General features: G+C 43.3%; 17 protein-coding genes. 4 read left to right on the top strand and 13 right to left on the bottom strand.

What is annotated here, in order from left to right; all coding sequences use genetic code 11:
* Positions 1 to 103: 103 nt before the first annotated feature.
* The 7 genes from dnm_RS04710 to carB form a co-directional block, all read right to left on the bottom strand.
* A complete protein-coding gene (locus dnm_RS04710; protein WP_207681549.1) occupies positions 104 to 1,489 on the bottom strand; it encodes a sugar transferase in 1,386 nt (461 codons plus the stop codon).
* Positions 1,490 to 1,711: 222 nt separating this feature from the next.
* Entirely contained in the window at positions 1,712 to 2,539 is an 828-nt protein-coding gene (locus dnm_RS04705) for a polysaccharide biosynthesis tyrosine autokinase (protein ID WP_246556199.1), read from the bottom strand.
* Positions 2,540 to 2,602: 63 nt separating this feature from the next.
* Complete coding sequence (locus tag dnm_RS04700; protein ID WP_246556197.1) at positions 2,603 to 3,463, bottom strand: P-loop NTPase; 861 nt, start codon at positions 3,461 to 3,463, stop codon at positions 2,603 to 2,605.
* A gap of 41 nt (positions 3,464 to 3,504) precedes the next feature.
* On the bottom strand, positions 3,505 to 5,178 hold the full coding sequence (locus dnm_RS04695) for a GNVR domain-containing protein (RefSeq protein ID WP_207681547.1): 1,674 nt from the start codon (positions 5,176 to 5,178) through the stop codon (positions 3,505 to 3,507).
* A gap of 732 nt (positions 5,179 to 5,910) precedes the next feature.
* On the bottom strand, positions 5,911 to 6,414 hold the full coding sequence (locus tag dnm_RS04690) for a cyclic nucleotide-binding domain-containing protein (protein WP_207681546.1): 504 nt from the start codon (positions 6,412 to 6,414) through the stop codon (positions 5,911 to 5,913).
* A 140-nt stretch (positions 6,415 to 6,554) separates the two neighbouring features.
* Positions 6,555 to 7,973 (bottom strand): amidophosphoribosyltransferase, encoded by a 1,419-nt coding sequence (gene purF, locus dnm_RS04685; protein ID WP_207681545.1) that lies wholly within the window; start codon positions 7,971 to 7,973, stop codon positions 6,555 to 6,557.
* 263 nt (positions 7,974 to 8,236) lie between these two features.
* Entirely contained in the window at positions 8,237 to 11,500 is a 3,264-nt protein-coding gene (gene carB, locus dnm_RS04680) for a carbamoyl-phosphate synthase large subunit (protein ID WP_207681544.1), read from the bottom strand.
* A gap of 1,433 nt (positions 11,501 to 12,933) precedes the next feature.
* Here carB and thiD point away from each other — a divergent pair.
* The gene (gene thiD / locus dnm_RS04675; RefSeq protein WP_207681543.1) at positions 12,934 to 13,746 is read left to right on the top strand and encodes a bifunctional hydroxymethylpyrimidine kinase/phosphomethylpyrimidine kinase; all 813 of its coding nucleotides are present in this window, start codon (positions 12,934 to 12,936) and stop codon (positions 13,744 to 13,746) included.
* Between the two features lie 245 nt (positions 13,747 to 13,991).
* On the opposite strand, the gene dnm_RS04670 is transcribed toward thiD, so the two are convergent.
* The 5 genes from dnm_RS04670 to dnm_RS04650 all read right to left on the bottom strand — a co-directional run bounded on the left by dnm_RS04670 (position 13,992) and on the right by dnm_RS04650 (position 20,642).
* A complete protein-coding gene (locus dnm_RS04670) occupies positions 13,992 to 15,377 on the bottom strand; it encodes a tetratricopeptide repeat protein (protein ID WP_207681542.1) in 1,386 nt (461 codons plus the stop codon).
* Between the two features lie 125 nt (positions 15,378 to 15,502).
* On the bottom strand, positions 15,503 to 16,741 hold the full coding sequence (locus dnm_RS04665; protein ID WP_207681541.1) for a DUF4388 domain-containing protein: 1,239 nt from the start codon (positions 16,739 to 16,741) through the stop codon (positions 15,503 to 15,505).
* A gap of 147 nt (positions 16,742 to 16,888) precedes the next feature.
* Positions 16,889 to 18,370 (bottom strand): GumC family protein, encoded by a 1,482-nt coding sequence (locus dnm_RS04660; RefSeq protein ID WP_207681540.1) that lies wholly within the window; start codon positions 18,368 to 18,370, stop codon positions 16,889 to 16,891.
* A 55-nt stretch (positions 18,371 to 18,425) separates the two neighbouring features.
* Positions 18,426 to 19,325 (bottom strand): SLBB domain-containing protein, encoded by a 900-nt coding sequence (locus dnm_RS04655; protein ID WP_246556195.1) that lies wholly within the window; start codon positions 19,323 to 19,325, stop codon positions 18,426 to 18,428.
* 66 nt (positions 19,326 to 19,391) lie between these two features.
* Complete coding sequence (locus dnm_RS04650; protein ID WP_207681539.1) at positions 19,392 to 20,642, bottom strand: outer membrane beta-barrel protein; 1,251 nt, start codon at positions 20,640 to 20,642, stop codon at positions 19,392 to 19,394.
* Positions 20,643 to 21,718: 1,076 nt separating this feature from the next.
* Here dnm_RS04650 and ilvD point away from each other — a divergent pair.
* Complete coding sequence (gene ilvD / locus dnm_RS04645) at positions 21,719 to 23,380, top strand: dihydroxy-acid dehydratase (protein WP_207681538.1); 1,662 nt, start codon at positions 21,719 to 21,721, stop codon at positions 23,378 to 23,380.
* Between the two features lie 255 nt (positions 23,381 to 23,635).
* Positions 23,636 to 24,397, top strand: a complete 762-nt coding sequence (locus dnm_RS04640; RefSeq protein WP_207681537.1) for an MORN repeat-containing protein — start codon at positions 23,636 to 23,638, stop codon at positions 24,395 to 24,397.
* On the opposite strand, the gene dnm_RS04635 is transcribed toward dnm_RS04640, so the two are convergent.
* Positions 24,394 to 25,494 (bottom strand): transposase, encoded by a 1,101-nt coding sequence (locus tag dnm_RS04635; protein WP_207677902.1) that lies wholly within the window; start codon positions 25,492 to 25,494, stop codon positions 24,394 to 24,396. The genes dnm_RS04640 and dnm_RS04635 overlap by 4 nt on opposite strands.
* 217 nt (positions 25,495 to 25,711) lie before the next feature.
* Here dnm_RS04635 and dnm_RS04630 point away from each other — a divergent pair, with 217 nt between their 5' ends.
* Positions 25,712 to 25,954, top strand: coding sequence for a FliH/SctL family protein (locus dnm_RS04630; protein WP_207681536.1), 243 nt, complete (start codon positions 25,712 to 25,714; stop codon positions 25,952 to 25,954).
* Positions 25,955 to 26,041: the final 87 nt, after the last annotated feature.

Raw genomic sequence — 26,041 nt, 5'->3', positions numbered from 1 at the left:
CCTGCCGATCACAACGAACGATGAAATTTTTACAGTTTTTCCTAACACTTAACACTTAACACTTAACACCTAACACCTGACACACTTTCATATAAAAGAAAGATTATCGCGCACCTTCTCCGGAAATAACGGTCTTTACAGTACGCAAAACAATCACCAGGTCCATGGAAATTGACATATTTTTCATATAAAACAGATCATAGTTAAGTTTTTCAGTCGCATCTTTCACAGAAGCACCGTAGCCGTAACTGACCTGGGCCCATCCTGTCACCCCTGGTTTGGCAGTGAACCGGGCACCATAGTAGGGAATAATGAATTCAAGTCCTTTTACAAAAAATTCCCGCTCCGGACGCGGCCCCACAAAGCTCATTTCACCCTTTAGGACATTCCAGAGCTGGGGGAGTTCATCAATACGCCATTTACGAATAAATCTTCCCACAAGAGTGACACGGTCATCATTCGCCTTTGCCCATACGGGTCCGCTTTGCTTTTCAGCATCCGCAACCATTGAACGGAATTTATATATTTTGTATATTTTCTTCTTTTCCCCCACTCTTTCCTGGGAAAAAAAAACAGGCCCTTTTGAATCAATTTTGATTAAAACAGCGGTAAGGAGAATTACCGGCGAAAGCAGAACCAGCATGGTAAAGGATAACACGATATCCAGACTGCGTTTCAGGAAACGGCTGAAAAGAGATGTTCGGAAACCTTCTGAGAATATAAGCCATTCCGGGTTGATATGTTCAACACTCAGTTTGCCTGTGAGTTTTTCATAAAAACTGTCTCCCTCAAGGATATCTATTCCGCTCACACGGCAATCCAAAAGCTCTTTTGTCGGAAAACCCGCTCTTCTTTCTCTGAGCGCGACAACCACCTTTTTTATTTTCATATCTTTTGCGATGTTACAGAGACCGGCATGATGTTCTCTGCAAAACACCGCCATGTTTTTTTCATCAGCAAAATCAGCATCATCATAAGATTCCAGGGCCGCGGCCGCGACCACATATCCGCAGCTTTTTCTGTTTTTTATTTCGTTCATGATATTTCGGGCCAGTTCACCGGATCCCACGACCATGATCTTCTGGTTCAGCATGTCTTTATTTAAGACCAGACTCCAGGTTAATCGCCAGACCATGCTGAATAATATAATAAAACCAATTGTCAAAGCAAAGAAAAAACTCCCGCTGATAATCGCTTTTGGGAAAACAAAGTAAATACCTGAGAGAAAAATGGTCGCAACCCCGAGGGCCTGAAGCAGACGGATGCCAAGCTCGCCTGAACTGTAAGTCACATTCAGGTCATACAGATCATTATAGTAAAGGCATATTTGGCAGATAAGCGTGATAAGCAGGGACTTGACAATAATGAACGGTTTTACACCCAGGAGTATCCAACCTGCAAAAATAACCGAAGCGTATATGATCAGCCCCTCACCAATAACAAAAAAAATGTTTCGTACAGGATAATACTGTTTTAATACTCTTAGCATCTTTGTTTTACCAATCCGAAGCGGAACCGAAATCTCAATATCACATTCTCAGATAAATCCAGATTTATTATTATCGTTTCAGATGTCCGGGACCTTATCTTTAATAAAATTATTTCATGAGACAGGGGAACAGTCAATGGGGCGGAAAATGTATTTAATGTTAAAAATAATTTTCTCCTTTTTCTGAGATTTCAGACAGCCCAAAAGGTGACTTTTTGAATCTCATTTTCTTCTGATGTGTTTACGGTACATGCGATATGTCGTACTTGTATCAGCCCAGTTGGTGATAATACCCAGTATCCTGTCTTTTCCTATGATCTCTATCAGCTCGGCAACAAGTTTTCGGGGAGTGACACCGTATTTTACAACCAAAACAACACCGTCAACCTGCTTTGCGATGACATTGGTCTCAGCCGTAAGTTTGGGCGGAGGCGAATCTATGACAGTATAACGGTCATTATATCTTGACTGCACCTCTTTCAGAAGCGCTGACATCTTTTCCGAAGACAGAAGCTCGGAAGGATTATGGGGGGGTTTGCCCCCTGGCAGTATGGTCAGGCGCTTCACTTTTGTTTTAAGAAACAGAGAGGAGAGCGGCACGTCACTGGAAAGATGTTCGCTCAGTCCGGGTTTGTCACCAAATCCGAAACGGTTATGGAGGCAAGGTCTATGCATGTCACAGTCCATGAGCAGTGCATATTTGTTATCAACATTCTGGGCAATACTGATAGCCAGATTTGCAGATACAAAAGACTTCCCCTCACCCGGGGTTGCGCTGGTCACCATAATGGATCTGGGAGGGTCTCTCAAAGTCGGAAATAAAAGATTGGTCCTTAATACTCTGAACTGTTCGGCTTCAAAGGACCTCGGCTTCAGAAGCATTACCATATTCTTGTCCAGCTCACTCTCCTTGTAGGAAGCTGCCGAAGTTTCAGGAGGCGTTTCCTGTTCTTTTGGTTCATATTGCAACTTCTTCGCTGAATCTTCATATGCGGAGACTGGTATTATTTCTGTTTTATTTGTTTTTCTTAACGCAAATATTGTACCCAACTGAATCACTCCGTATTTTATCAGGACTGCCACGCTTTGAAAAACCTTAAACAACCGATTCATCTATACCAACTGAACCCATTTTCGCCTGAATTTGTCATATTTACCATATCCCTCGAAACCGTTAAGCACAATCCCGAGGATTTTCTCTTTTCCCAAAATATCCACAAGATCCCCCACCAGCTTTCGAGGTGTGCTTCCGTATTTTACAACCAGGAGGACGCCGTCAATCTGTCTCGCGATCACGCTTGTTTCGGTCATAAGTTTGGGCGGCGGTGAATCTATGATAATATAACGATTTGTATATCTTGTTTTTTCTTTTTTAAGCAGTTCTGTCATCTGTTTTGAAGATAAAAGTTCGGAAGGATTGTGCGGGGGATTACCTCCGGGCAGGATTGTCAGTTTGTTTATTCTTGTGTTGAGAAACAGAGAAGAAAGAAACACGCCGTCGGAAAGATACTCATTCAGTTCAGGTATGGTACCGAATTTTTTACGGTTCACTGCTTCAAAATGACTTCCGTGAGAAAGATACTCACTCAGCCCTGGCACATCATCATCAAAGCCGAACATTCTGTGGATGCTGGGTGTACGCAAGTCACAGTCCATAAGAAGAACATGCTCACTGATAATCTGAGCAATACTTATGGCCAGATTTGCAGATACAAAAGATTTTCCCTCACCCGGAAGCGCACTGGTAACCATAATGGAACGAGGCGACTTTCCTGAAATAGGAAACAGAAGATTTGTTCTTAACATTCTGAACTGTTCCGCTTCAAACGAGTGCGGTTTCATGAACGCCACCAAGTTGCTGTCCACCTCCCTCTTATAATAATCTTCCTTCAGTTCTGTATCGGAGATATCAGGGGGCGGAACAGACACTTTGTTTGTTCTGCTTGATTTTTTTAACGCAAATATCTTACCCACCGGGTTTCTCTTCCTTTTTATGCAGGCAGAAAATAACATCATTATAATATTTTGCTGATAACTTTTTCCATAATAGCGGTTACATATTCCACACCTTTTATCGCCAGTATGCCGAATATACCTAACAGCATGAGGCCTATCATAATGAAAAGAACGCTCATTCCCTGGTCAATTTTTTGTTTTATTTTATCCGAGGGACGATGATATACATTCGGAACAGTCGCAAGCACGGGAATTCTCATTAATGTCTCAATGTCCTCGGGTCTTCTTAAAGAGGTATCAAGAAAATCCAACAGGAAGACCAACCCTCCCCCCAGGCCCAGGCCCGCTGCCAACGACATGATAAGCAATGTTTTTATGTTGGGTGAAACAGGTTTTTTGGGAACTTTTGCCGAGTCCAGAATACGAAACCGTTGGCCTTTTGACTTTCTTTCCATACTGACAGCAATGTCAGCATCCAATTTTCTTGTCAGCAGAGAGTTATACGATTTCTGAATATTTTCATAATCTCTGGTTAAGGACAGAAGTTCCTGCTCCCTTTTCGGCGTATCTTCCACGCGCTTTTCGTATTTTCTTATTTCCTCAAGTATTTTTATAATGTCAGTTTCATGTATTTTTATCGTCCTTAGCGAATCTTCATATTGGTACTTTATTTCGTTGAGCTGACTTTGTTTCATCGCTTTATATCGGGCCGCAAGCAGTTCTGTCTCGGTTTTGGGTTTTTGGGGCTGGGGTTCGTCAGACGATTTTTTAGCTTCTTCGGCTTCTTCGGCTTCTTTGGCGACTTCATTCTCAAGGTCAGCAACCATTTTTTTCACTTTGATAACATCCGGATGCTGTTTCGTATACCTGGCTATCAGGCTTGAGTACTCCTGCTTCAGCGTCCTTAATCTTATAACATTCTCAGGTTCCTTTATTTCAATTTTCTCAGGCATGGTTCCGGGAACATAACTTTCCAACTCCCGCCGGGCCTCCGACATTTGTCCCTCAAGTTGAATTAATCTGACTTTTTCATCTCTGAGACTTTCCTGTTTGTCATTCAGCTGTTCCCGAAGCCCCGAAAGCATACCTAAATTGGATACCAGTTGCTCAGGCAGGCCGCCCATGTACTTTGTACGGTAAATTTTGAGGTTATCTTCAACAGCAATGAGATTTGTTGCCTTGTCCTTAAGTTCTTCCTGAAGAAAGTCGCTTGCGGCAAAGACCTCCTCTGTCATAAGCTTGATACTCTCATCAATAAAATAGCCTGCCAGGATGTTCACCGCTCTTGTAATCTTTTCAGGGTCTTTTCCCCTGAATGAGATTGTAAAGGAATCCGCTCCCCTCCGGCCTCTTGTCACTTTCACTTTCATATTTCCGCGCACGGCCGAGACTTTTTCTTCCGAAAGCATGTTCTTATATTCCGGGCCTGCGAAAAGTTCGGCCTCGTTTATCACCCGTTCAATATATGTGCGGCTTTTCATCTGCTGTGTGATCGTGCTTACCCTCTCCTTGACAGTGACTTCTGTGAGCGGCTCCACATATTTGTCAGGGATGCTTTTGGGTTCTACCAGGATTAACGTGTTTGCCTCATAAATTCTGGGGGTTGTGACTGAAACAAACATTCCGCCTATCATGGCAAGGCAAAACGGAATAATAATGAGCCAGCGACGCCTGACTACCAAATCAAGGTAGTAATCAATTTTTATTGTTTTCGGGGCTTCCTCGTCGCTCATGACCCTTTTAACTCCTTATATATGAAAATTGAACAAATTTATATACAAATTTTCAGAAATTAAATTTCGGGTGTATTCCCGCCTTTTACATGGAGAGCAGATTCCGAATGTTGCCGCTTCGGCTCACACTGCAACCATAAGATGACAATTAAAAATATATCCAAATAGTTATATGCCCCCCTTTTTTTTACATGGAAACGGATATCATACATGTGTCTGCCAGACATCCGGACTTAGCGGATATCGGATTAAAAAAACAATATTTATCAATATATTCAGGAATATAAGACTCCAAAACAGCCTTATCAGGACTGAGGACAGACAGCCGCTTTATGTAAAAGGTGGGACACACCTTAAATTTCAGACAAGTGTTTATCGCCGCCCCTTCAATGGCGGACAACCCCTCGCATTCAGTACGAAAATATGCTGATTTTAATCTGTTTTTAATTTATACAACTATTTTTTTAGAATAATATAAATAAATTATAAAAAAGCAGGCAATATTGAACACATTCTGAGGAAACAAAAATCACATATTGTCTTCTGTGTCAGCCTATAGAAAATAACATATTTTGATCACGATTGACAAGAATTATTCCGGAATTTAAATATCATTTTAAATGGATCAGATTATATTGCTTTTTTTCAGTTGATTAATGATCCTATTGTTTGCAAGGCTGCTGTATGAAAATTGTCATAGCAGCCGCCGGCAAAGAACACTGATGAGGGGAACTATTTGTTTTTTTCTTTAAGTTTCCGAACTTCCTCTTTGGCCTGAATCAGTTCATCATTTACCAAACATAGCCGAATGGCGATGTATTCCGTAAATATGCTGTAAAGTAACAATAAAATACCTGCTCTTTCATCAGAAGTGAGCCTGTTTGTCGCAGCAGAAGTATCCACCGCCAGGCAGTCAGTTTTGCCTTCCGCATACACTGATGCTGACCGGGTCAGGCCATCCAGGATTCTCATTTCACCAAATATTTCACCCTTGTTATCAAGTATTCCGATCTCTATTCCTTCTTTTTCCACCCTGACCTTGCCGGACAGAAGAAAATATATCCACGGATCAGTGTCGCCCTCATTGATAATAAGTTCTCCGTGTCCGTATTCTCTTATTTTGCTCAACTTCAGCAACTGCTTGAGAATCTTCGTTTCAAACCTTCTCAGGGGAGGAATTGCCATGATTTTTTGGATGTTCTGAACATTATCCTTCAGATATTCTGATTCAATCATTTTCACCTCCTGAAATTTGAAACTGGAAACTTGAAACTGGAAACTTGAAACTGGAAACTAAACTAGGCTGTCTAAACATTTCACTTTTTGCTATTATTTTTTGTCCGATGCTCCTATTTCAAGTTTCGAGTTTCAAAGTTTTATCTTCTTTCAAGACAGTCCTTGGACATGTTTTCATCAAAGTCCACAGGATAGCATCCGTCAAAACATGCTTTGCAGAAATGGCTTTCCGGGTTTTTGATACCGGTTGATTCCAGAAGCCCTTCAAGACTGAGGTAATAAAGCGTGTCCAGTCCGAGAAAATCCCTGAGTTCTTCAACAGTTTTGCTCGCGGCAATCAGCTCGCCTTTTGTCGAAAAATCAATACCATAATGACATGGAAAACGATGGGGCGGTCCGCTGACACGCAGGTGAACCCGTTTCACCCCGAGTTCACGCAGGGCTTTTACCCTTGTTTTAACAGTGGTTCCTCTGATAATGGAGTCTTCAATGATAATAATCTCCTTACCCTTCAGGACCTCTCTTATGGGATTCAGTTTTACCCTGACTCCGAAGTCCCGCATGCTCTGGGTGGGCTGAATAAAGGTTCTTCCCACATAGTGATTACGGATCATGCCCATTTCAAAGGGAATGCCGGATGCTTCTGAATATCCCAGGGCAGCATACACGCCGGAATCAGGAAACGGCATGACCAAATCCGCGTCAACAGGAGCTTCCTGGGCAAGTCGTCTGCCATGAGCCTTTCTTGTCAGATAAACATTCTGTCCGAATATGGTGCTGTCGGGCCTTGCAAAATAAATGAATTCAAATACGCAAAAAGATCGCTTGGCCTGAACTTTTGGTTTTAAGCTTCTGATACCATCCTTGCCGATGATAACAATCTCCCCGGGCTCGACAGACCGTATGAATTCAGCCTGGACAAGATCAAGCGCACAGGTCTCTGATGCCAGCACATACTGATTTTCCGACCCGTTCATCTTTCCGAGACAGAGGGGTCTGAATCCGTTCGGGTCCTTAATTCCGATCACCTCGCCCTGGCTGGTCAGCAGAACAAAAGAAAACGCCCCCTTCAGCATGGAAACGGATCTGACAAGACTCTCCTCAAATCCGTATTTCAGATTTTTTATCAACAGATGCAGGAAAACTTCACTGTCCATTGTGGTTTGAAAGATGGAGCCTGATTCCTCAAGCTCTTTTTTCAATATATGGGAATTGACAATATTACCGTTATGGGCAACTGCATATGATTTTTGTTTGTGATGGACAACAAAAGGCTGGGCATTGGAGAGAATTGAACTTCCTGTGGTGGAATAGCGTACATGGCCGATAGCGCTTTTCCCCTCCAACTCATCCATCTGGGCCATATCAAAGACATCCGGAACAAGCCCCATGCCTTTATGTGTTACAATGCTTTTATTCTGTGTAACTGCGATACCGGCACTTTCCTGACCCCTGTGCTGAAGGGCATACATGCCGAAATAACTCATTTTTGCAGCCTCGGGGTGTCCGTAAATACCAAACACACCACATGCCTCACGTGGTTTTTCTGAATAAATCATTTTCTTAGTTTGTCTCCGAATTGGAAGGAGGTGTTATAGGTGTTAGGTGTTAAGTGTTAAGTGTTAGGTGTTAGGAGGCCAGACGTTAAGTGTCAGGCTTTAGAAAATTTTAAGTAAACCTCTAACTGAATACCTCACACTTTTAGGTACTCGGAAAAAACTCATTATCTCAACAAAGCTGTCATTTACAGACTGCCTGAAAGTCGGACATTAAAACTGGGACAATGCGTTCTTTCTGAGTACCTTAACACCTAACACCTCCTCTAACTCATCTTATTATATTCCTGAATCGTTTTTACTGAAAGCTTTTGCTTTATCAGAGCGGCAATTCCTTTGCATATTGCCATCCCTCCTGCAATTGTCGTGGCATAAGGGATATTATATTTCAGGGCTGTCCGTCTGATGATATAGCCGTCCTGCTTTGTTTCATTCCCCAAAGCGGTATTGATAATTAACTGAATTTTTCCGTTTTTTATTGCATCTGCCACATGCGGGCGTCCCTGGGAGACTTTGTTTATCATTTTATTGGGAATATCATGCTTGTTTAAAAATAAGGATGTTCCCTGAGTTGCCATGATATGTATGCCAAGACGCTGATATTCTGCTGCCACAGGAAGAACTGCTTTTTTGTCACGATCTGCGACACTGATAAAAACCGTGCCGGACGTGGGCAGGTTTTGTCCGGCCCCGAGCTGGGCCTTTGCATATGCTGCTCCGAATTCCGGATCAATTCCCATGACTTCGCCGGTTGATTTCATCTCCGGGCCAAGAAGGACATCCACATCAGGAAACCGGTTAAACGGCATCACGGCCTCTTTTACCGAGATATAATCGGTCGGAATCTTTTCACAGGTCAGGCCGAGGTCTTTTAATGTTCGCCCGAGCATCACCTTTGTGGCAAGCTTTGCCAGGGGAACACCGGTGGCCTTGCTGACAAACGGAATGGTTCTGGATGCCCTGGGATTGACTTCCAGGACATACAACTGGCTGCCTTTTATGGCATATTGCACATTGATCAGCCCCACCACATTTAATTCCGCGGCCATGGCTTTTGTGGCGGCCGTTATCTGGGCAATAATGTCAGCACTCAGACTGATGGGAGGAAGCACACAGGCTGAGTCTCCGGAGTGAATGCCTGCTTCTTCGATATGCTCCATGATGCCGCCGATGATCGTTGTTTCCCCGTCTGAAATCCCGTCCGCATCCACCTCAAGAGCATCTTCAACAAATTTGTCTATCAGCACCGGATGCCTCGGGGAGGCGGCAATGGCAATCTGGGTAAAATTTTCCAGTTCTTCCCGATTATAAACGATCTTCATGGCTCTTCCGCCCAGCACATAGGACGGCCTCACGACCACAGGATAACCAATGTTTTCCACCACAGCCACGGCCTCTTCAATATTTATGGCTGTGCCGTTTGCCGGCTGAACAAGACCCAGTTTTTTCAACATGGATTGAAAGAGTTTACGGTCTTCGGCCCGGTCAATGCTTTCCGGCTGAGTGCCCAGAATACGAACCCCTGCCTCATGCAGTGCCACGGAAAGATTCAGCGGGGTCTGCCCTCCGAACTGGACAATAACGCCATAAGGTTTTTCTGTTTCCACAATGTGAAGCACATCTTCTTTGGTCAGCGGCTCAAAATAGAGTTTGTCAGAGGTGTCATAATCCGTACTCACGGTTTCGGGATTGCTGTTGACCATGATGCTTTCAATCCCTTCTTCCCCAAGGGCATACGAAGCATGAACACAGCAGTAATCAAATTCAATGCCCTGGCCGATTCTGTTGGGTCCCCCGCCCAGAATCATCACCTTTTTCCGATCCGAAACTCTTGCCTCGTTTTCTGTTTCATAAGTGGAATAGTAATAAGGGGTCGCTGCTTTGAATTCGGCAGCACAGGTATCCACGAGCTTGTAAACCGGACGTATCCCAAGGGCTTTGCGACGGGTTTCTGTCCGGTTTTCGGTGAAACCTGTCAGCCAGGCAATCTGGATATCTGAAAACCCCCAGGTTTTTGCTTTTTTCAAAACCGGTTCGGGCAGAGAAAAATCAGGTTCTTCAAAACCAATATCATCATCAATGTCCGGTTTCCCATAGTTCTGAATCTCCTGTTCAAGTTCCAGAATTTGTTGAATCTGATACAGAAACCACGGGTCAATCCCGGTTAATTCATAAACAACGTCAACAGACATTCCTCTCAGGAGCGCATGGCGCAGATAAAAAATCCTTTGGGAATTGGGGGTTCCCAGTTTCTGTTTGATTTCATCCAGCGAAGGAGGGGGATTCGGGTCTTTTCCATCAGCCCCCAGTCCGTGCCGACCAATTTCAAGGGATCGCAGCCCTTTCTGCAATGCTTCTTTAAATGTTCTGCCGATGGCCATGGTTTCGCCCACGGATTTCATGGCCGTGGTGAGGTAATCCTGGGTTTCAGGAAATTTTTCAAAGGTCCAGCGCGGGATTTTTATCACGCAGTAATCCAGGGTCGGCTCAAAAGAGGCCATGGTTTCACCGGTGATGTCATTGGAAATTTCATCCAAAGTATATCCCACAGCAAGCTTGGCCGCTATCTTGGCAATGGGATACCCTGTGGCTTTGGAAGCAAGGGCCGAACTGCGTGACACTCTGGGATTCATTTCCACCACAATCATTTCACCGTTTTTGGGGTTGATGGCAAACTGGACATTTGAGCCGCCCGTATCCACCCCGATTTCCCGCATGATGGCAATGGACGCGTCCCGCATGATCTGATATTCCCTGTCACTGAGGGTCTGGGCCGGGGCCACGGTAATGCTGTCTCCGGTGTGTATTCCCATGGGATCCATGTTTTCAATGGAACAGATAATGCAGACATTGTCGTTTTTATCCCGCACCACCTCGAGTTCATATTCTTTCCAGCCCAGAACTGATTCTTCAAGCATGACCTGGGTGATGAAGCTTGCATCCAGCCCGGATTTGGCGAGAATTTCCAATTCTTCAGGATTATAAGCCACACCGCCGCCGGTTCCCCCCAGAGTGAAGCTCGGACGAACAATAATGGGAAATCCGATATCATTGGCAATGGCCCGGACTTCGTTCATATTATGCGCAATTCCGCTTTTGGGAATACGAAGGCCAATTTTATCCATTGCATTGCGGAAAAGCTCCCGGTCTTCAGCTTTTTTAATGGCTTCAACTGATGCCCCGATCATTTCCACGCCGAATTTGTCAAGTACGCCCATTTTTGCCACTTCCACGGCAGTGTTCAGCCCGGTCTGGCCTCCCAAGGTCGGGAGCAATGCATCCGGCTTTTCTTTTTCAATGATCATTGCCACAGCTTCGGGAATAACCGGCTCAATATAAGTCCGATGGGCCATCTCAGGATCGGTCATGATGGTTGCGGGATTGCTGTTCACAAGAACAACCTCGTAACCTTCCTCTTTCAGGGCTTTACATGCCTGAGTCCCGGAATAATCAAACTCACATGCCTGGCTGATGATAATCGGCCCAGCGCCGATGATAAGGATTTTTTGTATGTCAGTACGTTTTGGCATTATTATCTTTTTTGTATAAGTGTCCTTCAAAAAAAATTGGTATATTAAAGAGTTGCAAACTATAAGAGACTTTGGAAGTCTGCTCTTCACTCCATCCCCGTTCTGTTCGGTTCCCCTGTCACACTCGGTTCGGATTGCCAAATCCAAAATTTTCCGGCCGGAGCAGAAAAGGAAAAATCAGATAGCGATGTTTTGTTTATCTTTATTAAATTAATTCTTTTTTAGCAATTGTAATCCATTTTTTCTGAATTTTTTTGTGGTAATCGAGGACAGCCTCGCATTCTTTACAATTTTCCTGAAAATCATCGCTGCTTTTTGGGATATTCCTGCTTTCTTCAACAAAGGCGCATATCAGCATCCGGCAACTTTCCGAAATAACGGCGGTAAAAAATGAATATCACTCATAACCCCTGATTCACAGGCTTCCATGAATGAAACAAGAGTATGTGGTAATAAATATTATTATAAACGAATTTGTTAAAGAAATACAAGATGAATTTGAATTCCTGATCAAAAAATTAGGAAAATTTTTCCAGATTTAAGGAAGGGGGAATCCAAGGGGGAATTCGGAATTCCGGGGACACGATATTTAATTATTGGTGATTCCGGGAGGCAATTTCGTAAAAATTGAAGGAATTACGGGTGTCTCCCACCTTTTACACAGAGAGCGGATTTCAGATTTTGCCGCTTCGGATCACGCTGTGACTCGGAAATGACAATTGGCAATATATTTCAGTTTTTAACTGATGTCCCGCCTTTTGCACAGGCGGATGTCACATATCTGTCCGCCGGGGGGGGGACCGGATTTCGCAGGTGCCGGACGGAAAACATTTTTTGTCAGCATTTTCGGCATAATGAGCTGATATCCCGCCTGCGGCATCCTCATTCCGACCGAAGGCGGGAGACGCGTTTTGTGTAAAAGGTGGGACACACCCGAATTTTGGGGAGATTGAAATTTATATATTTACACTCTGCCAATTTTATGTCAATCTATACTGAATCTCATCGGTATGTTCACGGGTTGCTGTCTTCTGCCGAACCGCGTGTTCTAAGACGGACATTCAGCAGATCAAAAAATCTTCTGTACAAAAAACTGCAAAAACAGAGCAAAACACAAAAGGAGAAAATTTTCGATCTGCTGACATTAACAAATTCGTTCCTCCGAACCCGATTGCTCAGGAAAAATAAGACCACGGATTTCAGAACCCTGCCGAAGAACCTGATAAATTCCGGTATCATGAGAACGGGCTGCAAAACTTTTTAATTTCAGCCTGTCCGGGCGGGTATCGCGACATTCCCCCGAATCTGTTATAATCAGAAACAAACGCTCATAAAAAAGCCGGGTTTTTCGCCCCCGGTCATAAAAATATTTTCAGACAAAAAACCCGGGTTTTCAAAATGTATTTTCACGGTAAAAAAAAGCGAGTCACATAATGAACAAAACATATCACAAAGTACTTACCATTGCCGGTTCGGACAGCAGCGGCGGTGCCGGCATACAGGCCGACTTAAAAACATTTTCTGCTCTGGGCTGTTACGGAATGTCCGTGATTACAGCGCTGACAGCACAGAACACCAAAGGCGTTACCGGTATCCATGCTGTACCCGCGTCGTTTGCGGCGGAACAGATGGAAGCGGTTCTCGGTGATATCGGCGCAGATGCGGTAAAAATCGGAATGCTCTATTCAGCAGAACTGACTGAGGTTGTGGCCCGGGGATTATTAAAACACGGGATAAGGAAAATCGTTCTTGATCCTGTGATGGTGGCGCAAAGCGGGGATAAACTTTTACAGAATGACGCGATAGAAGCGTTGAAGACGCATATGATCCCTTTGGCCGCTGTTGTCACGCCGAACCTGCCTGAAGCAGAGGTGCTGACAGGAGAAAAAATAAGCGGATACGAGGAGATACAGGATGCTGCCAGGCATATCAGCCATCATAACTGCCAAAGCGTACTCATAAAGGGCGGACATTCGGAGAATGACGACAGCGATGACCTCCTTTATCTCACACAGGAGGAACGATTTGTCACCTTAAAAGAAGAGCGAATCGAAACCCGAAATAATCACGGCACAGGATGTACTCTGTCTTCTGCAATTGCCTCATTTCTTGCAAAAGGGCATGACATCGAAGCTGCTGTGAGAAGAGCAAAGACGTATATCAGCGGAGCCATTCGGACAGGAGCGAAATATAAAATGGGTCATGGTCACGGGCCTGTCCACCATTTTTTTGAATTCTGGAATTAGGCAGTATTCAGTATGCTTTGGAATTCAAGAACAGCAAATCGGCATTTATAGCGGATAATCAGGGAAATTCCTGACACTCGATAATCAAATTTTTTTCTGTCATTCCTGCGAAAGCAGGAATGACAGGCTTTTTGTCCGAACCAGATCAAAAAACTTGATTATCGAGAGACACTTTTAAACTTATAAACAGACATGGCCTTCAGTCACAACGAACCATGAAAGCCGGCCTCTGGCCCTGGCCCCTTTCATATTTCCGCTTTGATCTCAAGATATCTTTTTAAATAGCGATCATTGGTCGGATCAAGCGATGTTGCTTTCTGATAATACTCCATAGCCAGGGCCCGGTTTTCCAGGCGTCTGTAGGCTTCTGCAATATAGGAATAAAACGCGGCAGTGTCCGGCTTCAGACGAACAGCCGATTTCCAGTCATCAATGGCTCCCAGATAATCTGATTTGCTCCATCGTATCCATGCGCTGTGGTTAAAAAGTCCCGCAGTGGGGGATTTCCGATGCTCAATGGCAAGCCGTGCCTCTTTTTCAGCTCTGTCCAGTTTTTTCAGGCGTTTAAGAAGATTAGAAAAAATGAAATGATATTGGCTGTTTTTCGGATCCAGCACAGTGGCCTTCTGAATGGCTAACTCCATACGGTCCCAATCTTTCTCCGCCTGAGCAATACGGGACAGCCAGTAATATGCTCTGGCTGTGGGATGCTTCTGATTCAGCACCGTCAAGATTTCCTGAGCTTTCTGATATTGTTTCAGGTCAAAGAAAAAACGGGCCAGCAGGATATCCGCCCGGGAAGAAAAAATAAAATAGCCGCTGATTTGCTGATAAAACAAAAGGAATTTTTCAGGACAGCCTTCTTTTTTATAAAAGGAATAAATTCGTTCAAGCGATTTCTCTTTAGACCTGCTCATATCCAGGGCATGAAAGAACCAGGTCATTGCCTCCTTATGCTGGCTGTTTTTGAGACGGAGGCTGCCCAGATGAGCATAATTTGCAGAACTGTTTTGAAATGCGCTATGGTTCAGGGCCTCCTGATAATGAGATATGGCACCGGGCCAGTCTTTCTCCTCTGTCAGCACGGAAGAAATAATCATATGCGCGTTTCTGACAGAGATTTTGTTTTTAACTGCTTCCCGGAGTCCTGTTCTACAGGCTTCCCTGACACTGTCAGACCAAAAATTCTCTTTTTTCAAATAACCATAAGAAGAGGGACAGATGCGGGTGAGTCTGCGAACAACCGCGAGCAATTCATTCATTTGCCCCTGATTATAAAAACAGCGGGCCAGGGTGTAATTGTATTGTAAGCCATTAGGTCTCAGTCGTACAGCCTGCTTAAAATAAGGAAGGGGACGATAGGGAGTCTCTTTCTCTTCAGGATGGAGATAACGATACAATTGCTCCAGGCGGTGTTCTCCCCTGCCGAGGGCATAAACTGTTTCCGCATCAAGAGAGTTCAGCCGTAACGCATTCAGATAAAAATCTTTTGACGTTTGTGTCAGAAGAAATGCTTCTATGTTATTCGGTGCTGACTCACCTGATGCGAATAAGACTTTTCCTAATTCTTTCTGAATTTCGTAATCATCCGGCTGGTAATTCGCTGCTTTTTTCAGATGATCTGCAGCCAAATCATAATGCCCTTCCCGGCAGAGATTCCCGGCCCGATGACAGTGAATTTGAGAGATAAGACGAGGAATCAGGTGACAGAAGGCCGCAACAGAAAATATAAGGATTAAAAGATACCTGGCGCGTTTCAAGATTTGTATTTCCCATAGTAACCAGAATAATATTTATTATAATATTTATAATAGCCTTCTCTTCTTATGTCCACCCGGTTGAGAACAACACCGAGCAGATTTGCCTGGGCCAGCCGAAGTTGTTCCACTGCTTTTCTTATGAGTTCCCGGTTTATCAGACCGGCCTTGACCATCAGCACCACGCCGTCTATCTGGGGAGCCAGAAGCAGGGCATCGCTCGCCGGCAGAATGGGAGGTGTGTCAATAATCAGGGCATCAAACTTTTTTGTCAGATAAGACAGCAAAAAAGACATTCCTTTTGATCCCAGAATTTCAGAGGGATTTGGCGGGCGGTTTCCGGTCGGAAGCAAAAAAAGGTCTGTGCTGACATCCAGAATGGCTGAATCAATTTTGCTTTGTAAATACGGCAACCTCTCTTCTCCCCCCACCATTTCTTCATAAAGCTGATGAATATCAGCAAGATCAAAGGAAAACCGCTCAAGATCAGACTGATGAAGTTCTTTGAAGGAAAAGGTTCCTGTTTTCATTTGCACAGTAACACGAAGCGTTTCCTTCATGTAATTATCAAACGGCCCCTTTAACTCATCTTTTCTCAGAAGGCCGGTGTTGATAAGTATGGAACTCAGTTTCTGACCCGTATCTTTCTGGCGGTTAATCGCTGATACAGCTTCTTCCCTGCTCAGCAAGCTGTTCTTAATCAGAAAATTTACAAGATTTTCCTCAACAGGTTTGGTGAACCACTTGATATCCACCAGTTTTCCGTGAAGAAAATAAAGTCCCACTTCCTCTCTTCCGTCGGATAATTGTAACAGCCCGGTTTTTTTCTGAAAAGAAAGAAGATTAAACAAATCGCTTACCCCGAACGCTTCCAGGGTTCCATTGTCTATATCTGTGTTCAGGAGATCAGAAAGCACTCCGGTGAGTCCGGGAGATGCCTGAGAAAAAGCGAGTCTCCCCAGCATGGGCTTGCGCAGGTCCGCATCTATCATTAAAACAGATTTTCCGGCCCGGGACAAGGTATAGGCCAAATTTGCCGCAGTGCTGGTCTTTCCCTCTTTTTCACCTGCGCTGGTTACCAGAAGAGAGCGAAATTCCTTTTCCATAAAGGAAAAATGGACATTGGTTCGCAAGGTGCGAAATGCCTCTGCAAAACGGGACTTGTCAGGATAGTTGTTCAAGAACAGGTCATTCAGCTTTCTTGAATCTTTTTGTCGGGCTTTTTTGTTGTGTTCCATTTTTTCACTCGTTATTTTGATTTGCGATTTTTGATTTGCGATTTGCGATTTGCGATTTGTTATTGCCATCTTTTTTGTAAAACACACCAGCGTCAGCCAATTGAATAATCACAAATCACAAATCACAAATCTCCAATTACCAAACCCTTATGGCAGTTCTGCCTCCGGAATGACGGACAAAACCGGTAACTCAAGATATTTTTGGACATCTTCCTCAGTTCGGAGTGTTCGGTCCAGATATTCCCATAAAAAGGAAAACCCGATGCCGATCATCAGACCGATAATGGCACCCAGCATAATGTTTCGCTTTTTATTCGGTTTCACCGGGGCCGCGGGAATCACTGCATTTTCAGCAATCCGTATGTTGGAAACTTCCATACTCTCCACAATGTCAGATTCTTTTATTTTTGATAACAAAATGTCGTGCAGTTTCTGGTTTGTATTCACACTTCGCTGAAGGATGGTATATTGGAGTTCCTTTTTTCCAGTATCCAAGGCGTCACTCTCAAAACCCGCTATGGTTTTCTGTAAGATATTTTCCTTGGTATAGAGAACAGACCGTTCAGCTTTGAGATTTTCCATCTCTTTTTTTAATTCCTCATTAAGCTTTTTCCGGGTTTCTTCTATTTTGCCTTTAAGTTGGATGATTTTCGGGTGCCTGGGCTTAAAGATATTGCCAAGACGGTTAAGCTCCACCTCATCTTCATGTAACTGGCTATAAAGACTATCAATAAGAGCGTTATCAATGAGAGATCGGGCATGAAGAATTTCTCCGTTTGAATTGATGGTTCGCCTTAATTTCGTTAATTTTGCATCCAACTCAAGCCGTTTATTCCGAGCCCTGATATATGCGTCATTGAATTCCTCTATCTTCTGTGTGATAATATTTTGCTTTCCCTGAATTGAGAATAATTTTTCATTCTGTTTGTAGGCTAAGAATTCTGCTTCGGCATCTTCCAGTTTTTTCTGTGTCTCATATAACTGTTTACTCATCCAACTCATTGTATTTTTTGAAGATTCAAGCCTGCTTCCGGTATTAAACTCAATATAAGCCTGTGCCACGCTGTTGGCGATATTTTTAGCCATAACCGGATCCGTATCTTCCACACCTACCTTCAGAAGAAGGGTATTTCTTACCTCGCTGATATTAATCTTCTCCCGAAGCCTCTGGACAACCGCTTCATATTTTTCCTGGGGGGTTAAAACTTTTTCTTTCTGTCCCAGGAAAAGACGAAAATTTTTCTTAAATTTAGAGAGAATATCTTTAAAAGAAGTGAATTGTGAACTGTCGTCTGCTTTTTCAATATCAGCCTGATCCATTCTGTAATCTCTGATCACTTTTTCCATGACCGGATGAGAGGTGATGAGTTTCAGATGGGTATTAAAAGATAAGGTCTGACTCACATAATTCCCATAGTCCAGCGCTTCGCCGGTAAGGGGGGACTTTGTCTGTTGGTTTTCAATAACCATGGTTGCGCTGGCACTGTAAATTGGCGTCATACGCAAGGTAAAAAATATTGTCAGGCTCAGGGTAATCACAAAAGAAGCGATTATCAGCCATTTGTGCTTGACGAGGATATAATAATAGTCGGTAAGATGTATTGTTTGTTCAAATTCATAATTATTCATATTATTATCCTTTTTTTGAAGAGAGAAACAATTCTCAATTCTCAATTCCCAATTATTACAGCCATGTTTCAGGCACATTGATCATATCCCCGGGTTTTAGTTCAACATCAGGGATTCTGCCCATCTTTACTTCATTCAGATCTATTCTGATGATTTTTTGTCTGCCGTTTCTTTTGCGTATAATTCGGGTGCGATTAGGTGCTGCAAATCTGCCAAAACCGCCGGCCATGATGCAGGCGTTCAGAGCGGTCAGTCCCGGCCGATAATCATAGATCCCGGGACTTCTTACCTCTCCCTCCACATATATCTTGGATTCAGCTTTCATGGCTTTTTCAAGGGGAATATAAACGACATCACCCGATTGCAGGGGCATGTCATGGCTCATATCTCCCTCGTCCAAAAGCTTTTTCAAGTTTGCTTTCTTAGGTTCCTTATGAGAAAGCAGCTTTTCAACATTTTGTCCTTTTGCAATTTGCTCTGTGGAATCACGTAGTATGTAGGCCAAATTTCCCCGATCCGGTAACACACCGCCTGCTTTTGCAATCAGCCTCATCAATGTTGTTTTTGATCTCATCTCATACAAGCCCGGGGAACTGACAGCACCTGAAATATAATATCGGAGGCTGTGATATTCCAAAATATTCACGTTTACTTCAGGGTTTACAAAATAATCCGTGGCCATGGGTTTGGTGATCAGCGATTCCAATTCAGATGTTGTTCGTCCCTCTGCCTTGAGTGACCCAATAAAAGGGACATTAATCATTCCCCGGGCAGTGACTGTCATACGGACCTTCAGCTGTTCTTCGCCGCCGGCATAGACTGTGACAGAGAGAACATCCCGCGGCCCGATAAAATAGGCACTGTCCTGAGCCATGACAGTTTCATGGAAGACCAGAAAAGTCAGTAGCAGAAAACCCATACTGAATATGGTTTTAACAATTTTTTGATAGTTCATAACTCCCCCTTTGCACGAAGAAAAGCGCATTAACGCCATTCTTTAACATCCTTACCTGCATGCAAATTAATTGCCGGCCGGGTCATAACAAAGATCAATATTTCCCATGATATATTTATTATCATAATCATATTTCTCCCAGTTGGAGTCCCGTGTTTCAAAGCCTCCTGAGATACCAAAGGTCAGCCATCTGCTAAATATATAACCGAGTCTCCCTGAAATGCCGTAAGTATCATCTTCACGCCCTTTATAATCTCCTGATTCATAATCACTGATTTGATATTTACCTTCAATTCTTGCCAATAATTTTTTCCAGAAGGTATATCCCGCGCCCAGAGTAAACCGGGTGCCTTTAAAATAAGCATTTTCAGTGCCCGAATCATTGAAATCCTGTTCCGCGGCAAACATGATACTGCTTTTTTCTCCTGGCTTCCCTGAAAAAGCAAACCGGTAGGAGAACATATCAATATTCTTCAGGCTGGTGTCATCAAAATTCCGTTTATGATATCCGCCCCCTACTTCAAGTGCAAACCGACTGAAATTTTTTCTTAAAGTCAGCCTGACCTCATCCGAGTTATAATCTGCGGTATTTCTGTCATAGTCCCTTTTCCAATGAGCATACTCAAGATCAAGATGTGTTGTCGGTGTAAAATTGTAGATCAGATCAAATATTCCTCTGTGTTCGACAGACCCTTCAATATTTGAATGATCATAATCGGTTAAGGTGTTCCGGTATTTTAACCCTGCTGAAAACTTATCTCCGAATTCATATAAAAGCGAGGGAGAGAAGCGATTAACAGAATACTTTGCTCTGCTGGTTGAATTCGAAAAATTGCTTTCACGGGCCGGATCACGTGTCATATAGTACACATCTTCCAGCCCCAGAGTCAGTCTGTCAAAGGGCCTGGTCAGGGCCGACAATCTGGCGGTATGTCCCACATAATCGTCCGCATCAGCCCCTTGCAGGTCAGGAGGGACATCATGCTGATTCTTATAAAAATAGGCATTAAAGGTGTAATCAAAAAGGATACTGCTCTTGGCTGTCTTGTAGCCAAGGGCAATCCCCGGCCGGATGACCTGGGTATAAACCCCTCTCTCATCCGTGTCAGCTTTGTAAAAATTGCTGTCCCACCTTGATTCTGCTGATATCATTGGTTTTATTATAATTTTATTCGCTCTCGTATCGGCTTCTTCTGAATCCACGGATATCATGGCTCCTATGGTGATTTTTCCGCCAGCATATCCTGTTACAGAAAAAAAAAGTACCATAAAAATAACAAGAATTGGCAAAAGATTCTGGCTTGTTCTGTATTTCATGAATCGCTCCATTTGGTATTTCTGAGTCCGTGGGAAGTTTTTTATCGTATATTATGGTTTCAGCAGTTTATTCTCGTATTCCACGGTAATAAATTAAATTTGATCAATCAGACTCTGATGATACTTGGTACTGATACAAAAGAGACAGCATGTTTCCACTATTTTTTAAGATATGCAAAAATTCGTGCTTTCGCAGGCTTCGGCATGAGTGTCCGACTGACCTCACGCCGGAATTTCACTCAAACGGAATGACAGAAAAAAACTCAATTATCGATTAGATAGGAGTATTAAAATTTTTTTCATCCCCAAAATCCCTCCTTTCCTTAAAGCCTCATGTTCAAACTGATGATATTTTTTTTATTTGATAAACAGGTTTAAGTCAATGGGGCGGAAAGAGTATTAAGCAGGTGGAAAATACCCTATTCTGGGGGTGGTAATATCTCCCTTAATTATACTCAGCATATGGAAAAAAATTTTCAGCGATCTCGTTTTTACATGAAGCGTGGAAAAGAAAATGTGTATGAATTTTTCATCTGCTGATACCGGAGTATAAGCAACTTTTTTTAAAACAAATGATGCTGGTTATAAGAATTTTAGTCATCCTCAACTTACAGACTTCATAATAAAAGTTGACAATAATATTATTTCCTAAACCAAAATACGTCAATGGGGTAAAGGGAGTATTTATGAGGTACAATATTCTACTACTTTAAAAAAATGGCGGTGTTCCAGAACCGGACATTGTCCGATATTTTTTGAATTGATTCAAATGGTTAAAAATCTTAACTTCAGTTTTGAAACACTGCCAAATATCGCATTGTAAAAAAAAGCTTGACAATGCTTAAACGGGTCTGTTAGTTTTTGTCAAAATTTAAAACAGGAAATCAAAATGAAAAAAGTTTTAGCCATTATCAACCTTATTCTTATTATCGTCCTTGTAAGCGGGATACTTCCCTGCTTACAAGGCGGGGATTGATAATTGCATGATTTTATAATTTAACTAATTTAAAAAATTAAAAAATCCGTTATCAGTCCCAAAGACTGATAACGGATTTTTTTTTGGAGTTTACACCAAAATGAAAAGCGACAGCGCAAAAAAAGGTATCGAAAGGGCCCCGCACCGAGCCTTGTTCAAGGCCATGGGATATACGGATGCTGAAATTAAAAGGCCGCTGATCGGTATTGCCAATTCTGTAAGCAGCATTGTCCCGGGACACGTTCATCTGGACAAAATTACAGAAGCAGTCAGAGCAGGGGTTTACATGGCAGGGGGAACACCTGTTGAATTCGGTGTCATCGGGGTATGCGACGGCATTGCCATGAATCATGTGGGCATGAAATACTCCCTGGCAAGTCGGGAGCTGATTGCGGATTCCGTTGAGGTCATGGCAACAGCTCACGCATTTGACGCCATGGTCATGGTTCCCAACTGCGACAAGATCGTTCCCGGAATGCTCATGGCAGCGGCCCGCCTGGATATTCCCGCCATTATTGTGAGCGGCGGCCCTATGCTGTCGGGTAAACATCCTGAACGTGATGAAAAAGTTGATCTGATCACAGTGTTTGAATCTGTGGGGGCGGTGCTTTCAGGAAAGATGACGGAAGACCAGCTCGCTGCCATTGAAGATGCGGCCTGTCCCACATGCGGATCATGTGCGGGGATGTTTACAGCCAACTCCATGAATTGTCTCACCGAAGCCATTGGCATGGGACTGCCCGGAAACGGCACAATTCCCGCGGTGATGGCCTCCCGTATCCGTCTGGCAAAGGAAGCCGGAATGCAGATCATGAATCTGCTCGAAGCTCAGATTACTCCCCGAAAGATCATGTCAGAAAAAGCCTTTCAGAATGCGCTCACCGCGGACATGGCCCTGGGATGTTCCACAAACACCGTGCTGCATCTCACCGCCATTGCAAAAGAGGCAAATGTCAGCATTGATCTGAATCTGATCAATGAAATCAGCAAAAAAACACCGCACCTTTGCTCACTCAGCCCCGGGGGAAAAGATCATCTTGAAGACTTAAACCGTGCAGGCGGAATTCAGGCGGTGGTAAAAGAGCTTTCCAGATCCGGCCTCATCAATGATGACTGTATCACCGCAACTGGCAAGACCGTTGGTGAAAACATAAAAGATGTTCGCATATTGGATGGGGATGTCATACGCTCTTTGGAAAATCCGTATCACGAAGAGGGCGGACTGGCTGTGCTGTTCGGCAATCTGGCTCCCGAAGGATGCGTGGTGAAACAGTCTGCGGTCTTAGATGAAATGCTACGCCATGAGGGACCTGCCAGAATTTTTAATTCTGAAGAAGATGCCAGTCAGGCCATTATGGGTGGCAAAATAAAAAAAGGAGATGTGCTTGTTATCCGCTATGAAGGCCCCATGGGCGGCCCCGGAATGCGGGAAATGCTGACACCGACATCGGCAATTGCAGGCATGAAACTGGATGCTCACGTTGCCCTTCTCACGGACGGACGCTTTTCAGGCGGAACACGGGGGGCCTCCATCGGCCATATCTCTCCTGAAGCCATGCAGGGCGGTCCCATTGCCATCGTGCAGGAAGGCGATCTCATATCCATTGATATTCCCGGGAAAACCATAACCCTCAAAGTTTCAGAAGAAGAGATAAAGAAACGGTTGTCTGAGTGGTCTCCGCCGGAACCCAAAATAACACATGGCTATATGGCGAGATATGCAAAAATGGTTTCATCTGCCAGCAGGGGGGCCGTTGTATAAGTCTTTATTTTTCAGACGGTGTTCTGAAACTGGATATAAAATTTATAATTATCTGAATTAATAAAGTAAAAATTAGAAAGAGTTCAACTTCAGAACACCGTTTTTTCATAAAAATATATTGCCCTAATAACGAAGGGGGGTGGTAATTATGATTTATTATTAATCAATCGTCTGCTCTAAAAACGGGAATTAACTTTTTTGAACTTGCTGTATTAACTAAAAATAAATTAATATTTAAAAATGAGGAATATAATAATGAACTCTTATAATTCAGAAAATAGTTATGGAACATGGATATATGATAATGGTATTCAATATTATGGTCAAGTTTGTGAAACCGGTCCTCATGGAACTGGTAAATATCTGATGCTAAATGGTGAAATTTATGAAGGTAATTCTATACTGGGCAGTCTGAATGGCTGTGTAAAATATACCTCGCCAAATGGAGAAGAGAGTTTATACCATTTTGAACTTGGTAAAAGAGTAAGACAAATTTTTGCTGAAGACCTTGCTAAAAAATATGGACAAATAACTTATTGGGATGGAAGACAATATTGCGGTGACCTTCAAAAAGCAATACCTGAGGGCGATGGAATGATGAAGTATCCTGATGGTAGCCGATGTTATGGCAGTTTTCAAGAGGGGTTATGTCAGAGTGGAATGGGGAAATTTCCTGATGGTAGCGAATATCATGGAGATTTTTATATAAGTAAAATTCATGGAGATGGAGCTTGGACAAGCGCGGATGGCACTATCTTAAGAGGTAAATGGAATGAAGGTTTATTAAATGGAAAAGCATTGCGTATATCACCTGATGGACAAATATATTTGGGAGATTATAAAGATTGTTGCCTTATAGACGAAAAGCCTATCATTATGAATTATGAAGAAGCTCTTGCAAAAGCGCACAGTGAAGGTTTTAAAGACGGAGATTCACTACCGTACACTTTTTATAATAATCTGATTTTATTTTATAAATTGTATGTGACACAGGTTCCGTTTATGATTGATGACTAGAGAGTCGGATTGAACATTTGAAAGGCAACCGGAACAGGTATGTCGTAATTTAAAAAATATTCCAACAGGCTCAGACCTAATTGAAAGAGACTCAGATCACATCGGTCGGCACGGTGAATAATTCTGTCCCAGCCCTGTTCCGTTGCCAGTGTTCCCAGGAACACAATCCAGATGTAGGCAAGACACGCTCCGATCATAAGGCGGCGCAACCGGTCAGGGTCGGAAATATGACTTTTATGAATATTAAACCCCCGGCTTTTCTGGTCGGAAAAAAATGTTTCGATACGAAACCGTTTGGAATAATATTGGCAGGCTTCCCAGGGCGATCTCATATTCGTAACCAGATATATCGGTTCCTTATTTCCTTTCGCCCACCAGACGACAACCGTCACCGGTCCGTATTTTTTATTTGTGAACAAAACATTGCGTATGTACCGATAGCTGTCCGGAACCGTGAACACACCGAGAACATTAAGACGATGCTCCTCTCCGTCCCAAAAAATTTTGGTATTATATGCCGTTCGGCACACATACAGCCATCCCCGTTCGGCCAGATTTTTTTGCAAACCGACACCGTCGAACTCTCCGTCACCAAGAAAAATAACCTTCTGCGCGGATTCCGGTATCACGTTGGCAACCTCCCCGACCAGTCCGACATGGCTTTCTTCCGGGAAATGACCTTTCTTACCTCTGACCACCGTGTAAGCAAGGGGCAGGGCACGTTTTTTATAAATCACACTGATCATCAGGGTTACGCATCCCCGGCCGACCGTGCTTCCGTCCATTGCCAGCACAATTTCGGAAAGTCCCAGACTGATCAGCAGCGCCTGTGCGAACGGCAGAAAAAATGTTTCAGATTCAATGCTGTCATTGGAAATCCAACGTTTTATACGCTTTTCCACACTCGCCGGCGCGGCGTTCTCATCCGGAACTTTGCCTGCAATTTTCGGAAGCTGGCAGCTCCCGCTCCCCGTGATGCCGCTGATTATCGCGGCCAGCGTGTTCAGGCGCCGGGCCTCGTTTCCCTTCGGCTGTTTCGGATACATATTGTCCAAAGCCTTTCTGATCTCACGATATCTGTTCACATTGTCGCTCATGACAGCCTCCCTGTTATCTGTTATTTTCTGAAAGCTGTCATACCATTATTATATTTTTCTGTTAAGATTTTTTTGTGTCATAATCTCAGATGAGTAATATTTACTCAGAAAAAACAGCCGATGGTGAATCTTAAAAAAATTTAAAAAACAAACAGTTATTTAAATTTCAAACCAACTATGGTCGTCTTTATATAATAATTAAAAATAGTTAAAAAAAGTGTACGGTAGTGAAGACGGAGATAAAGTTGGTTATGAAAGAGGTTACAAAGAAGGTTATAAACTTGGTTATAAAAAAGGCTACAAGCAAAGGGATGAAAAAAATTATGAAAAATGGTGTGAATCAGAAGGCTACGAGCAAGCGTTCGAAGTGGGCTTTAGAGAGGGTCATGATGCGGGCTACATAAAAGGCTGTAAAGATGGATATGATGATAGAGTAAAGGAAGAAAGAGATTTTGAATAATTGGTAAATATCAGCGGCGAGATTTCATTTTCAAGCACATCTCGCCGTTGACAAAAAATAAAAAGACAGAACGTGAATTGTGTTGTA

It is taken from the genome of Desulfonema magnum (assembly GCF_017377395.1).
Lineage (GTDB): Bacteria > Desulfobacterota > Desulfobacteria > Desulfobacterales > 4be13 > Desulfonema_C > Desulfonema_C magnum.
This window is presented reverse-complemented; position numbering and strand designations above follow the sequence as displayed.

Excerpts from the sequence above, each read along its gene's own strand:
- dnm_RS04655 (WP_246556195.1), bottom strand. The coding sequence starts at position 19,325 with ATGAACTATCAAAAAATTGTTAAAACCATATTCAGTATGGGTTTTCTG.
- ilvD (WP_207681538.1), top strand. The coding sequence starts at position 21,719 with ATGAAAAGCGACAGCGCAAAAAAAGGTATCGAAAGGGCCCCGCACCGA.
- dnm_RS04665 (WP_207681541.1), bottom strand. The coding sequence starts at position 16,741 with ATGGAACACAACAAAAAAGCCCGACAAAAAGATTCAAGAAAGCTGAAT.
- purF (WP_207681545.1), bottom strand. The coding sequence starts at position 7,973 with ATGATTTATTCAGAAAAACCACGTGAGGCATGTGGTGTGTTTGGTATT.
- dnm_RS04690 (WP_207681546.1), bottom strand. The coding sequence starts at position 6,414 with ATGATTGAATCAGAATATCTGAAGGATAATGTTCAGAACATCCAAAAA.
- dnm_RS04660 (WP_207681540.1), bottom strand. The coding sequence starts at position 18,370 with ATGAATAATTATGAATTTGAACAAACAATACATCTTACCGACTATTAT.
- dnm_RS04640 (WP_207681537.1), top strand. The coding sequence starts at position 23,636 with ATGAACTCTTATAATTCAGAAAATAGTTATGGAACATGGATATATGAT.
- dnm_RS04650 (WP_207681539.1), bottom strand. The coding sequence starts at position 20,642 with ATGAAATACAGAACAAGCCAGAATCTTTTGCCAATTCTTGTTATTTTT.
- thiD (WP_207681543.1), top strand. The coding sequence starts at position 12,934 with ATGAACAAAACATATCACAAAGTACTTACCATTGCCGGTTCGGACAGC.
- dnm_RS04695 (WP_207681547.1), bottom strand. The coding sequence starts at position 5,178 with ATGAGCGACGAGGAAGCCCCGAAAACAATAAAAATTGATTACTACCTT.
- dnm_RS04710 (WP_207681549.1), bottom strand. The coding sequence starts at position 1,489 with ATGCTAAGAGTATTAAAACAGTATTATCCTGTACGAAACATTTTTTTT.
- carB (WP_207681544.1), bottom strand. The coding sequence starts at position 11,500 with ATGCCAAAACGTACTGACATACAAAAAATCCTTATCATCGGCGCTGGG.
- dnm_RS04635 (WP_207677902.1), bottom strand. The coding sequence starts at position 25,494 with ATGAGCGACAATGTGAACAGATATCGTGAGATCAGAAAGGCTTTGGAC.